Origin of the sequence: Streptomyces sp. NPDC056061 (genome assembly GCF_042266885.1) — a bacterium.
Lineage (GTDB): Bacteria > Actinomycetota > Actinomycetes > Streptomycetales > Streptomycetaceae > Streptomyces.
The window spans coordinates 58,536-70,178 of the sequence record NZ_JBHJWQ010000026.1 but is presented as its reverse complement, the minus strand read 5'-3'; the positions used below and the strand labels follow the sequence as shown (position 1 = coordinate 70,178).

13 protein-coding genes are annotated in these 11,643 nt (G+C 70.8%); 4 read left to right on the top strand and 9 right to left on the bottom strand.

Going from position 1 to position 11,643, the window contains the following annotated elements:
* Nucleotides 1–47 precede the first annotated feature (47 nt).
* The 4 genes from ACFC79_RS29480 to ACFC79_RS29465 form a co-directional block, all read right to left on the bottom strand.
* Nucleotides 48–452, bottom strand: a complete 405-nt coding sequence (locus ACFC79_RS29480) for a PPOX class F420-dependent oxidoreductase (RefSeq protein ID WP_376246221.1) — start codon at nt 450–452, stop codon at nt 48–50.
* A gap of 245 nt (nt 453–697) precedes the next feature.
* Nucleotides 698–1,246, bottom strand: a complete 549-nt coding sequence (gene ispF, locus ACFC79_RS29475) for a 2-C-methyl-D-erythritol 2,4-cyclodiphosphate synthase (RefSeq protein ID WP_376246218.1) — start codon at nt 1,244–1,246, stop codon at nt 698–700.
* Nucleotides 1,236–1,982 carry a 2-C-methyl-D-erythritol 4-phosphate cytidylyltransferase gene (gene ispD, locus ACFC79_RS29470; RefSeq protein WP_376246216.1) on the bottom strand — a complete coding sequence of 249 codons (747 nt, stop codon included), beginning with the start codon at nt 1,980–1,982 and terminating at the stop codon, nt 1,236–1,238. Before ispD ends, ispF begins: the two co-directional genes overlap by 11 nt.
* A gap of 528 nt (nt 1,983–2,510) precedes the next feature.
* Complete coding sequence (locus tag ACFC79_RS29465; RefSeq protein WP_003953493.1) at nt 2,511–2,993, bottom strand: CarD family transcriptional regulator; 483 nt, start codon at nt 2,991–2,993, stop codon at nt 2,511–2,513.
* A 678-nt stretch (nt 2,994–3,671) separates the two neighbouring features.
* On the opposite strand from ACFC79_RS29465, the gene ACFC79_RS29460 reads away from it, so the two are divergent.
* A complete protein-coding gene (locus ACFC79_RS29460; RefSeq protein ID WP_376246213.1) occupies nt 3,672–4,328 on the top strand; it encodes a DUF461 domain-containing protein in 657 nt (218 codons plus the stop codon).
* 111 nt (nt 4,329–4,439) lie between these two features.
* Here the strand turns inward: ACFC79_RS29460 and ACFC79_RS29455 are convergent, their stop codons facing one another.
* Nucleotides 4,440–5,120: a response regulator transcription factor gene (locus tag ACFC79_RS29455; RefSeq protein ID WP_030977814.1), complete on the bottom strand. Its 681-nt coding sequence runs from the start codon at nt 5,118–5,120 to the stop codon at nt 4,440–4,442.
* Nucleotides 5,117–6,391, bottom strand: coding sequence for a sensor histidine kinase (locus ACFC79_RS29450; protein WP_376246210.1), 1,275 nt, complete (start codon nt 6,389–6,391; stop codon nt 5,117–5,119). The genes ACFC79_RS29455 and ACFC79_RS29450 overlap by 4 nt, the downstream gene beginning before the upstream one ends.
* Nucleotides 6,392–6,589: 198 nt before the next feature.
* Here ACFC79_RS29450 and phoU point away from each other — a divergent pair, with 198 nt between their 5' ends.
* Together phoU and ACFC79_RS29440 are read left to right on the top strand one after the other, a co-directional pair.
* The gene (phoU, locus tag ACFC79_RS29445; RefSeq protein ID WP_376246207.1) at nt 6,590–7,267 is read left to right on the top strand and encodes a phosphate signaling complex protein PhoU; all 678 of its coding nucleotides are present in this window, start codon (nt 6,590–6,592) and stop codon (nt 7,265–7,267) included.
* Nucleotides 7,268–7,507: 240 nt separating this feature from the next.
* Nucleotides 7,508–7,657, top strand: coding sequence for a hypothetical protein (locus ACFC79_RS29440; RefSeq protein ID WP_187438691.1), 150 nt, complete (start codon nt 7,508–7,510; stop codon nt 7,655–7,657).
* 244 nt (nt 7,658–7,901) lie between these two features.
* On the opposite strand, the gene ACFC79_RS29435 is transcribed toward ACFC79_RS29440, so the two are convergent.
* Entirely contained in the window at nt 7,902–9,275 is a 1,374-nt protein-coding gene (locus tag ACFC79_RS29435) for an MDR family MFS transporter (RefSeq protein WP_376246203.1), read from the bottom strand.
* A gap of 196 nt (nt 9,276–9,471) precedes the next feature.
* Here ACFC79_RS29435 and ACFC79_RS29430 point away from each other — a divergent pair, with 196 nt between their 5' ends.
* Nucleotides 9,472–10,233, top strand: a complete 762-nt coding sequence (locus ACFC79_RS29430) for a phosphoglyceromutase (protein WP_376246200.1) — start codon at nt 9,472–9,474, stop codon at nt 10,231–10,233.
* 100 nt (nt 10,234–10,333) lie between these two features.
* Here ACFC79_RS29430 and ACFC79_RS29425 read toward each other — a convergent pair whose 3' ends face one another.
* A complete protein-coding gene (locus tag ACFC79_RS29425; protein ID WP_376246197.1) occupies nt 10,334–10,690 on the bottom strand; it encodes a hypothetical protein in 357 nt (118 codons plus the stop codon).
* 190 nt (nt 10,691–10,880) lie between these two features.
* Entirely contained in the window at nt 10,881–11,477 is a 597-nt protein-coding gene (locus ACFC79_RS29420; RefSeq protein WP_376246194.1) for an AAA family ATPase, read from the bottom strand.
* Nucleotides 11,478–11,643 lie beyond the last annotated feature (166 nt).

The window sequence follows — 11,643 nt, the reverse complement described above, 5'->3', positions numbered from 1 at the left end:
GATCGCGGGGACCACTTCGTGAGAAGCGATGCGCGCCGGTGGGTGCCTCAGACGCGTCCGACGACCTTGCGCGGGGTGATCCGGACGACCACGCGCTCGTCGTCGTCGGCGGCCGCCGTGTTGAACTCCGCGTACTTCTTGCCGGTGTACTTCACGGACAGCTCGTCGATCAGCTCCTCGCCTCCCTCGGTGGTGAGCGTGGCGCTGCCGCGGATCTCGGCGTAGGTGTACGGCGCGGCGAAGGGCTGCACGACGACGGAGACGCGGGGGTCACGGCGCAGGTTGCGCTCCTTGCGGCGGCCGACGGTCGTGGAGACGAGGACGTCGTCGCCGTCGCGCTTCACCCACACCGGGGAGAGCTGCGGGCTGCCGTCCGGCTGGATCGTGGCGATGGTGACGAAGACCGGCGTGTCGAGAAGCGCCTTGAGTTCGTCGGGGAGTGCGGCGGTCATGGCGTTGCGTCCTCCGGGTGCGGGTCGGTGGTGCTCCTGTGCGTATCCCAACTCACTTTCGCTCCTCCTGCTTCCTGCTGCGGCCCGTACGGAGGAACTGCTTCTCGCCCCGGCCGGTACGGGCACGCCCGGCAGCACCCCGGTGGCGGCGCTCTCCCCGCGCCGGGCTCGACGACCGACACGGTGCAAGCGGTACGCAAAAAAGGGGGACGGCGAGTGTCCCCGGTCCGGGGGCGTACGACGGGTCAGCCGACGCGGTAGACCAATGCCGTCGCGATACCGGCGAGACCCTCGCCGCGCCCCGTGAAACCGAGCCCGTCGGAGGTGGCCGCGGAGAGCGAGACGGGAGCTCCCACGGCCGCCGTCAGCACCCGCTGCGCCTCGTCCCGCCGCTTGCCGATCTTCGGCCGTACGCCGACGACCTGGACGGCGACGTTCCCGATCTCGAAGCCCTCGGCCCGCACGATCCGCGCCGCCTCGGTCAGCAGAGTCACCCCGGCGGCACCCGACCACTCGGGCCGCCCGGTCCCGAAGTGCTGCCCGAGGTCACCGAGGCCCGCCGCGGAGAACAGCGCGTTGCACGCGGCGTGCGCGACGACATCGGCGTCGGAGTGCCCCGCCAGGCCCGACCCCTCGCCCTCCCAGAGCAGTCCCGCGCACCACAGTTCGCGCCCCTCCTCGAAGGCGTGGATGTCGGTGCCGATCCCGACGAGCGGGATCACCGGACCGGTCCGCGCCCCGGCGGCCGTCCCGTCCCCGGCCGTCCGCTCGGGAACCGTTTCCTCAGAAGCCATCGTTCGCCCTCCTGCGCGCGAGTACCGCCTCGGCCAGCACCAGATCCAGCGGCCGGGTCACCTTGAACGCCTCCTCGTGCCCGGGGACGACCACGACGGGCTCCCCGAGCCGCTCCACCATGCCCGCGTCGTCCGTGGCCCCCTCGCCTCCGACGGCGACGGTGTCGTGTGCGCGCACGAGCGTGCCGCGGTCGAAGCCCTGCGGGGTCTGCACCGCGCGCAGCCGGGCCCGCTCGGGCGTACCGAGCACCGGCTCCGGCTCCCCCGGCGCCCCGGGTTCGACCTCCTTGACCGTGTCGGCGAGCGGCAGCGCCGGAACGACGGCGGGCGCGCCCTCGCGCACCGCCGCGATCACCGCGTCCACGGTGTCGACCGGCACCAGCGGGCGGGCCGCGTCGTGGACGAGGACGACGGAGACGTCGTCGGGCAGGACGTCGAGGCCGAGGCGCACCGACTCCTGCCGGGTGTCACCACCGGGCACGACGGCGTAGTCGGTGTGCTCGGGCAGCGCGTGCTCGTTCAGCAGGTTCTTCACCTCGGCGGCACCGTCCGGCGGCGCCACGACGACGACCAGCGAGACGGAACGGGACGCCGCCATGGCCCGTACCGCGTGGATGAGCATCGGCGTCCCGCCCAGCGCGCGGAGCGCCTTGGGGGCGCCCGGGCCGAGCCGGACCCCGCGGCCGGCCGCGGGGATCACGGCGGCAGTGCGGTTCGGACGCGATTGATCAGACATCGATTGCACTCCGGAGCTTCGGCATGTTTGTCTCCACGACCGACGTGGGTATGGCCAGAAGCGAGCCGGGCGCCACACCTGGACTCGACCGGGCCCTTTCCGTGACACCCGGTCGAGGCCGGACAACCCGCCCCGGCCGCTCGGATCGGCTGGACAAGATCGCGAGCAAAGTATCGGGGGGATCGCCGCTGAAGCCAACGCACGGGTGAGCCGGGCCGCTGTCGTCGCGTTCAGGCCACAGCATGGCCGAATTCGGACGACGCCGGCTCCACGCCGCTCCGTCCGCCGAACGCGCCGCCGCACGCCTGTCGATCGCGTGCCCGTCGACTCGACCGGAGTGCGACACCCGGAATACCGGCACCCGGGACGGCGGCCATTCGCGCATCCCGTCGCATCCGACTGCCATTTCCGGACACGGCGATTCCGGGCGCACCGATTCCGGACATGCCGCAGCGCCCGACCGACATACCGTGAATACGGCTGTCAGCGGGCACCGCAGTACATTTTTCATGACCGGCACGAGCCGGTTCAGGACGCGAGTACCTCGTCGAGCAGAGCCTCGGCCTTGTCCTCGTTCGTGTTCTCCGCGAGAGCGAGTTCGCTCACCAGAATCTGGCGGGCCTTGGCCAGCATTCGCTTCTCACCCGCGGAGAGTCCGCGCTCACGCTCACGACGCCACAGGTCGCGAACCACTTCGGCGACCTTGATGACATCGCCGGAGGCGAGCTTTTCCAGATTTGCCTTGTAACGACGGGACCAGTTCGTCGGCTCCTCGGCATACGGTGCACGCAGCACCTCGAAGACCCGGTCCAGCCCGTCCTGCCCGACCACGTCGCGCACACCCACGAACTCCGCATTGTCCGCCGGCACACGAACCGTCAAGTCGCCCTGGGCGACCTTGAGCACCAAGTAGGTCTTGTCCACGCCTTTGATCTGGCGAGTTTCGATAGCCTCGATCAGCGCGGCCCCGTGATGGGGATAGACCACGGTGTCGCCAACCTTGAACGTCATGTGACAGGTACCCCTTCCGTGGCTATCAAGGGTAACACGAGAACAGCCACTCCTGAATGGCGTTTTCGCAGGTCAGGGCATATCTCGGGGCTTGACAACAGCAACACGTACGTGCTGCGGACAGTTGATGCGGGGCGGTATTCGCAGGTCGGAGCGGCTGCGCGGGCACGGCGAAACACGCACGTCGCACGCCCCCGAACCCCCCTCCGAAGCGACTTGATGTCCCATTTTGCCGGGTTCTCGGTGATTGACTTTCCTCACTCCGTTCGAGCGTCGATCACCCGTACGGATGCACGTGCGGGTGATCAATGAAATTGATCAACTCCGCGCCGCGCGCAACTAATGCGCACGGAATACGCCATGCCCCGTACCGCGCTCCCGGCACACTTCATGAATTGATCACCGGCGATATGTGAACGGCACGTGACGGCCGTTTCGGAGTACGTCGGAGTTCGCCGGTCCGCTAAACCCCGCCCGGCCGCGAGCGGCGGGCGGGGCCTTCGCACGAGGCGCCCCCGGAAGCGTCTTCGGGGAGTGCGTCGGCCCATAGAGGCGGGTCGGGTGCGGGGCGGGAGGGACGGCTCGGTAGCCTAAGGCCGCTGACACTCGCTTAGGGCGGCTTTACAGTCGCCCGTTCCCCCGTCCGCAGACCGACACGTTCAAGGAGTTGCCGCCGCCGTGAGCCGCAGCCTTCGACACGGCGCCCTCGCCGCCACCGCCATCGTGTTCTCGATCGCCTCGCTCGCCGCGTGCGGTGCGGGCAATGACGCAGCGACGCTCCAGGTCAGGCCGGACAGCGCCGCCACCACCTCGGGTGACATCAGCGTCCAGAACGCCAACCTGATCACACAGCCCGAGCGCGACGCGGAGGGCCCCGCCGTCGTCTCCGCGACGCTCTTCAACAACGGGACCCAGAAGCAGACCCTGGACACCGTCTCGCTGCCGGGCACGAGCGCCTCGGTGAAGCTGCACGCGGCCAAGGGCAGCGGGCCCATCGAGGTCCCCGCCGGCGGCAGTGTGGTGCTCGGCGGCAAGGGCAACGCCTCGGCCGTGATCGAGAACGGCCGCGAGGCCGCCAAGAACGGCAGCGTGCAGAACGTCGTCTTCAAGTTCAGCACCACCGGCGAGGTCCCGCTCGGCGTGCTCGTCGTCCCGGCGACCAGCTTCTTCACGGGCTTCGGCCCGAGCTCGCTGCCGACGGCCCCGTCGAAGCCGGCCACGTCGCCGTCCAACACGCCCTCCGGCTCGGCGACCGCGGGGGCGGGCCAGCCCGGCTCCGAGAGCGACACGGACGTCCCGGGCGACGGCGAGTCCGGCGTCCCGTCGCAGGACTGAGTCCGGCCCGCGCGGACCGGAGGCCCGGAGCGCCGCGCGTTTACCACATCACGGCGGAGGGCGCCCTCCCTTTCGGGGGGGCGCCCTCCGCCGTCGCATGTGCGGGCCGGTCTACGGCTCGAACTTGTACCCCAGGCCCCGCACCGTCACCAGGAAGCGCGGCGCCCCCGGGTCGGGCTCGATCTTGGCCCGCAGGCGCTTGACGTGCACGTCGAGGGTCTTGGTGTCGCCCACGTAGTCGGCGCCCCAGACCCGGTCGATGAGCTGCATGCGGGTCAGGACCCGGCCCGCGTTGCGCAGCAGCATCTCCAGCAGGTCGAACTCCTTGAGCGGGAGGTCGACCTTGCCGCCGGAGACCGTGACGACGTGGCGGTCCACGTCCATCCGGACCGGACCCGCCTCCAGGGCGGCCGGCGTGACCTCCTCCGGCTCGCCGCGGCGGCGCAGCACCGCGCGGATGCGGGCCACCAGCTCCCGCGAGGAGAACGGCTTGGTGACGTAGTCGTCGGCTCCTATTTCCAGGCCGACGACCTTGTCGATCTCGCTGTCCTTGGCCGTGACCATGATGACGGGGACGTTGGACCTGCTGCGCAGCTGACGGCAGACCTCGGTGCCGGGCAGGCCCGGCAGCATCAGGTCGAGCAGGACGAGATCGGCGCCGTTGCGCTCGAACTCGTCAAGGCCGTCCGGTCCCGTGGCCGCGATGGCGACTTCGAAACCCTCCTTGCGGAGCATGTAGGACAGGGCGTCGCTGAAGGATTCCTCGTCCTCGACGACGAGCACTCGGGTCACGGAAGGACCTCCGGGGCAGGGAATGGTTCAAGGGTGTCGGGGTGAGCGGGCCCGTGCGGGCCCTCGTCGCCATTGACGATGAGCGGTCCGCCCGAGCTGCGGTCCCGTTCCCGTGCGGCGATCGCCTCGGGCAGCCGCAGGGTGAAGGTGGAGCCCTGGCCCTCCGAGCTCCAGACCGTGACCTCCCCGCCGTGCGAGGCGGCCACATGCTTGACGATGGCGAGGCCGAGGCCGGTGCCACCGGTGGCCCGTGAGCGGGCCGGGTCGACGCGGTAGAAGCGTTCGAAGACCCGCTCGCGGTCCTTCTCCGAGATGCCGATGCCCTGGTCGGTCACCGCTATCTCGATCTGGTCCCCGCCGGGTACGGACACGCGCCGGGCGGCGATGCCCACTCGGGTACGGGCGGGGCTGTAGTTGACGGCGTTCTCGACGAGGTTGCCGAGCGCCGCGGCGAGCTGACCGCGGTTGCCCCAGATGCGGAGCTCCGCGGTACCGCCCGCCGCCATGGTGATCTGCTTCGAGCCGGCCTGCTGACGGCAGCGGTCGATGGCCTCGGCCACCAGCTCGTCCACCCGTACCGGCTCGGCATCCTCCAGCGGGTCGTCGTTCTGCACCCGGGAGAGGTCGATGATCTCCTGCACGAGGTTGGTCAGCCGGGTCGCCTCGATCTGCATCCGCCCCGCGAACCGCTCCACCGCCTCCGGGTCGTCGGCGGCGTCCATCACGGCCTCGGACAGCAGCGAGAGCGCGCCGACCGGGGTCTTGAGCTCGTGGCTGACGTTGGCGACGAAGTCGCGCCGTACCGCTTCTATGCGGCGGGCCTCGGTGAGGTCCTCCACAAGCAGCAGCACCAGCCGGGAGCCCAGCGGGGCGACCCGGGCGGAGACCGCCAGGGCCTCGCCGCGACCCGTGCCGCGCCGGGGAAGGTCCAGTTCGACCTGCCGTATCTCACCGTCGCGGCGGGTGTCCCTGGCCATGTTCAGCATCGCGTCGACGGCGAGCCGCCCGCCCCTGACCAGTCCCAGCGCGTAGGCGGCGGAGCTGGCCTTGACCACGCTGTCGCTCTCGTCGAGCACGACCGCGGAGGAGCTGAGCACGGACAGCACCGTGTCCACGCCCGGGGGAAGGGCCGCGTTGCCGTCGGGTCGCAGGGAGGTGCGCGTCGGCTTCTTCTGGTCGCGCTCGCTCCAGCGGAACGCGAGCATGGCGATCACGCCGGTACACGCACCGCCGATCGCCGCAGCTGCGGCGACTGCCGCGTTCACGTCCATACGTCAAGGTTATGCGGGTCCGGGAGGACTCTCCCAGCCATCCGAGTGCCTGTCCGAACACTCGTCGCCCAGAGTTCACCGAGGAGCAAGAAGCGGTTCACTTGCGCGGCCGGAAGGCGACGCGTACGCCGCCCATGGTGGCAGCGTGGGGTTCACAGCAGGCCCCGGCATTGCACAGAGGACTGGAGAGGGACTTCCATGCGTGACGCCTACCACGAGGAACTCGACTCGATCGGTGAGGGGCTGGTCGAGATGGCCCGGCTCGTCGGGTCGGCCATCGGCCGGGCGACGACGTCCATGCTCGATGCCGATCTCAAGCTCGCGGAGAGCGTGATCGCCGCGGACCAGAAGGTCGACGACCTCCAGCACGACCTGGAGGCGCGGGCCATCGCCCTGCTCGCCCGGCAGCAGCCGGTGGCGACCGATCTGCGGATCGTGGTCACCTCGCTGCGGATGAGTGCCGACCTGGAGCGCTCGGGCGACCTCGCCCAGCACGTGGCCAAGCTCGCCCGGCTGCGGTTCCCGGCGTCCGCGGTGCCGGGCGACCTGCACGCGACCATCCTGGAGATGGGGCAGCTGGCCCAGCGCCTGATGGCCAAGGCGGCCGAGGTGATCATCACCAAGGACGTCGACCTCGCGCTCCAGCTGGAGCAGGACGACGACGAGATGGACCTGCTGCACCGCACGCTGTTCCAGCACCTGATGGACGACCGCTGGAAGCACGGGATCGAGACCGCCGTCGACGTGACCCTGCTCGGCCGCTACTACGAGCGCTTCGCGGACCACGCGGTGTCGGTCGCCAAGCGCGTGGTCTACCTGGTCACGGGCGAGCACGCGGACGAGATCCAGCAGCAGACTCCGGTGGAGGGCGCGTAAGCGGGAGCGGAGGGCTCCCGGGCGAGTCCCGGGCGACTTGACTCCCGGCGAGGGGTGACGGGGGTGACGGGCGCACGCGGTCGCGCGAATGTCGCACATGCGTTCTGCGCGTGTGCGCCGTTGATGCGCCCGCCCGGTTGGGCATCCAATGGGGTGGGGCGGAACGCCTTGGCCGTACGCCCCGGCCGTGCGCGCGTCGTAGTCGGCGCACGGCCCTGTCGTACGCCTTGAGGAGGACCCATGGCCGATTCCCCCACGACCGACCCGCGGCAGGAGGCCCCCGCCGACGCGGTGCACCTGCCCCTGCTCGGCGCCTGCGGCTGCGGCTCGGGCTGCGGCTGCGGCTGCCAGTCCGGGGCCCCGTGCCAGTGCGGCGGTTGCTGCGGCTGACCGGCCGCCACGAAGCGGAACGGGTGCCCCGTGCGGAGACGATCCCCTCCGCACGGGGCACCGCCGTGTGCGGGGCACCGCCGTGTGCGGGGCACCGCCGTGTGCGGGGCGTGTGCCGGGGCGGGAGGCACGTGTCAGGTGCGGGACGCGTCCCGGGTGCGGGAGGCGTCCCGGGTGCGGGCTGACGATCCCGCACCGCCGTGCAGGGGCCGTCGTCGCATGCCGGCCGGATGCGAGATGCCGGTCAGCCAACCTTCGCGGACGCCTCCACGGACGCCTTCGCGGGAGGCTGCCCGGGGGTCGACTGCTTGGGGGGCGACTGCTCGGGGACGGGCTGCCGCCGCTCGCTCCGTGCGCCACCGCCCGTCTCCGCCACGCGGCCGGTTTCGGCCTTCGCCGCCGTCTCCCCCGGCAGGTTCCGCATCAGCAGCCAGTAGCCGAGCGCCGCCCCGGTGCCCAGGACCGCGCACGCCCCCCACAGCCACTCCGCCCCGAAGCGGTCGATGACCACGCCCGACATCAGCGGCGCGATCAGCGCGGCGGCGGACCAGGACATCGTGTACATGCCCTGGTACCGGCCCCGGCCCCGGGCGGGCGAGAGCCGGACCACCAGGCTGCTCTGGATCGGCGAATTGACGATCTCGGCGACCGTCCAGACGCAGATGGTCAGCGCGTACACGGCTACGGACCCGGCGAAGGCCGTGAGCCCGAAGCCGTATCCCGCCAGCAACGACGACACGACGAGCAGCCGACGCGGATCGCGGTGCTCGATGAAGCGGGTGACCGGGATCTGGAGCACCACGATCAGCACTCCGTTGACGGCGACGGCCGTACCGAAGTCGGAGCTGGAGAACCCGTCCGCCCCCATGGCCACCGGCAGTCCCACGTACCCCTGCTGGAAGATCAGCGCGATCACGAAGGACAGCCCGACGACACCCATGAAGCGTCCGTCGCGCAGCACGGTGGAGAGCCGGACCTCGTCCACGTCGCCGCGGGCGGCCCGGCCGGGCGCCGCCGTCTCCTCGGGCCGTGATTCGGGCACCTTGGCGAAGACGACGACCGCGCAGGCCAGCGTCATCGCGGCCTCACCGAGAAAACCGGCGAGATAGCTGTACTCGGCGACGAACCCGGCCCCGGCCGACGAGACCGCGAAGCCGAGGTTGATCGCCCAGTAGTTGAGCGAGAACGCCCGCACCCGGTCCTCGGGCCGGACGATGTCGGCCATCATGGCCTGCACCGCGGGCCGGGAGGCGTTGCTCGCCATGCCGACGAGGAACGCGACGGCAGCGATCGCCACCGGGTGGACCATGAACCCGAGCACGGCCACGGACACCGCGGTCGAGGTCTGCGCGATCAGCATCGTGGGACGGCGGCCGAGCCGGTCGGTCATCACCCCCGCCCCGAGCGAGGACACCACGCCTCCGAGCCCGTGCAGCGCGGCCACCAGACCGGCGTACGAGGCCGAGTAACCCCGGTCCAGGGTCAGGTAGAGCGCCATGAACGTCGCGACGAACGCGCCGAGACGGTTGACCAGCGTGCTGGTCCACAGCCACCAGAACTCCCTGGGGAGACCGGACACGGATTCACGTGCGGTCCGTCCGAGACCGGCGACAGACATACGGAATTCCCCCCGAGGACGTACGGAACGACGAACATCGCCGGTAAGAGGCCCGGCGACGATCCGAACATTACGAATGCCGGATTCCGGATCGCCAGTCAATTGACGCCGACCGTCAATCGACGCCCCCCTCCCCGCCTGTCCGCCCCTTGACCGGCCGCACGGCGCCCGAACGCCTTCGATTACGCTCGGAGCCATGGCCGACGCACCGTACAAGCTGATCCTCCTCCGCCACGGCGAGAGCGAGTGGAACGCGAAGAACCTGTTCACCGGATGGGTGGACGTCAACCTCACGGAGAAGGGTGAGAAGGAGGCGGTCCGCGGCGGTGAGCTGCTGAAGGACGCCGGCCTGCTCCCCGACGTCCTGCACACCTCCCTCCAGAAGCGCGCCATCCGCACCGCCCAGCTCGCGCTGGAGTCCGCCGACCGCCACTGGATCCCCGTCCACCGCTCCTGGCGGCTGAACGAGCGCCACTACGGCGCACTGCAGGGCAAGGACAAGGCGCAGACCCTTGCCGAGTTCGGCGAGGAGCAGTTCATGCTCTGGCGCCGTTCCTACGACACCCCGCCGCCCGCGCTGGAGGACGGCACCGAGTTCTCGCAGAGCGACGACCCGCGCTACGCGACGATCCCGCCGGAGCTGCGCCCGCGCACCGAGTGCCTGAAGGACGTCGTCGTCCGCATGCTGCCGTACTGGTACGACGGCATCGTCCCGGACCTGCTGGCCGGCCGCACGGTCCTGGTCGCCGCCCACGGCAACAGCCTGCGCGCCCTGGTCAAGCACCTGGACGGCATCTCCGACGCCGACATCGCGGGCCTGAACATCCCGACCGGCATCCCGCTCGTCTACGAGCTGGACGCCGACTTCCGCCCCGTGAAGCCGGGCGGCACCTACCTCGACCCGGATGCGGCGAAGGCCGCCATCGAGGCCGTGAAGAACCAGGGCAAGAAGAAGTAGTCACCGTGTTCCGACAGCCCCCGTCCGCGATGTGCCGCGGGCGGGGGCTCGTCGTTGCGTGCGGCCGGTCGTCCCCGGTGGGGGTGGGTTCGGCGGCGGGCTATGCGCCGGGCAGGCCCGGCAGGGTGTAGCCCTCGGTCTCGTCCCAGGGGACGTCGACGTCGTCCAGGTGCACGTGCCACTGCGCGTCGGCCACGGCGCGGCGCAGCTCGGTGACGGAGTCGAGCACATGGGCGATCGCCGGCATCCATCTGTCGGGATCGCTCGGCAGTTTGGTGGAGCCGGCGAGGATCTCGTCGTCCTGGTCGTCGCCGTCCGCGTCGTACAGGTGAAGGCTCTCCTCGTCGTCGTAGGGGAACGACGCCGTACGGGCGGTGACGACGCGTTCGATCGCGGCGGTCTCGGGGCCGGTCAACGGCTCCGAGCGGCGGGCGCTGTAGTAGACGGAAACGCTCATGGGCCGAGCGTACGACGGGGGTATGACAACGCCGGTCGGCCGAACGGACGGGGGCCGGGTGGCCGCACCGCGGTTCCATGAACGTGGCTGAGCGCGGCGGGGCCGCCGGATCCGGCCGGTGGCTGCGGGGGTTGCCCCTTCGACCGAAGGGTTCGTGGTCGCCCTCCGGCCGGTGGGGTCCTGTCCGTTCCTACCCCAACAACTGCCCCACGCGCGCCGCGAGGGTGTCCCAGGGGCGGCACTCGGCCACCGGCAGGCCGTGCCGGACCGCCGCGTCGGCGAGCCATCGCGAGTAATCGGCGCTGACCTGTGCGCGGTGTCGTTGTTCGCCGCTGCCGGGTTCCCGGGACGCGTAGTTGGCGGTGATCTGCTCCGGGTCGTCCTCGTGCAGGAACACCACCCGCACCCGGCGGCCGGAGCCGTTGCTCTCGCGGACGGCCATGGCGGCGGCGGCCGGGGTGAGGTAGTCGCCCTCGATGACGGCGGGCACGTCGACGGTAAGGCGGTTGCGGACCACGCCCAGCACCGCGGGCTCCAGGGCACGGGCAGTGGCGATCTGAAGGTCCAACACCTGGTCGGTGGGGAGCCGGGAGACGTCCGGAATGTCATCGAAGTGGTGGACGGCGGGGTGGTGTTCGGCAGTCGTCATCGCCTCGACCGCACTCACCACGTCGTCGAACTCGACCACGAACGCGTGCCGCTCGGCCGCCAGTTGCGCGGCGAGTCGGCTCTTGCCGATCCCCGACGCCCCACCGATCAACGCTATGTCCCATGATGTTCCTGCCATACGGCGAACGTATCGTGCGCGTTCCGCGTCCGCCGTGCCGCCTGGCGCTACCGTGAGCCGAGCACCGGGCCACGCACCGGCCGTACCCGTGCACGCGTACCGCTGCATGGGTGGGCGGGAGTCGACCGCACGAGCCGTGCAGGCCATGCGCGCCGTGCGTGGAGAG

Excerpts from the sequence above, each read along its gene's own strand:
- ACFC79_RS29480 (WP_376246221.1), bottom strand. The coding sequence starts at position 452 with ATGACCGCCGCACTCCCCGACGAACTCAAGGCGCTTCTCGACACGCCG.
- ACFC79_RS29430 (WP_376246200.1), top strand. The coding sequence starts at position 9,472 with ATGGCCGACGCACCGTACAAGCTGATCCTCCTCCGCCACGGCGAGAGC.
- phoU (WP_376246207.1), top strand. The coding sequence starts at position 6,590 with ATGCGTGACGCCTACCACGAGGAACTCGACTCGATCGGTGAGGGGCTG.
- ispD (WP_376246216.1), bottom strand. The coding sequence starts at position 1,982 with ATGTCTGATCAATCGCGTCCGAACCGCACTGCCGCCGTGATCCCCGCG.
- ACFC79_RS29440 (WP_187438691.1), top strand. The coding sequence starts at position 7,508 with ATGGCCGATTCCCCCACGACCGACCCGCGGCAGGAGGCCCCCGCCGAC.
- ACFC79_RS29435 (WP_376246203.1), bottom strand. The coding sequence starts at position 9,275 with ATGTCTGTCGCCGGTCTCGGACGGACCGCACGTGAATCCGTGTCCGGT.
- ACFC79_RS29465 (WP_003953493.1), bottom strand. The coding sequence starts at position 2,993 with ATGACGTTCAAGGTTGGCGACACCGTGGTCTATCCCCATCACGGGGCC.
- ispF (WP_376246218.1), bottom strand. The coding sequence starts at position 1,246 with ATGGCTTCTGAGGAAACGGTTCCCGAGCGGACGGCCGGGGACGGGACG.
- ACFC79_RS29450 (WP_376246210.1), bottom strand. The coding sequence starts at position 6,391 with ATGGACGTGAACGCGGCAGTCGCCGCAGCTGCGGCGATCGGCGGTGCG.
- ACFC79_RS29420 (WP_376246194.1), bottom strand. The coding sequence starts at position 11,477 with ATGGCAGGAACATCATGGGACATAGCGTTGATCGGTGGGGCGTCGGGG.
- ACFC79_RS29425 (WP_376246197.1), bottom strand. The coding sequence starts at position 10,690 with ATGAGCGTTTCCGTCTACTACAGCGCCCGCCGCTCGGAGCCGTTGACC.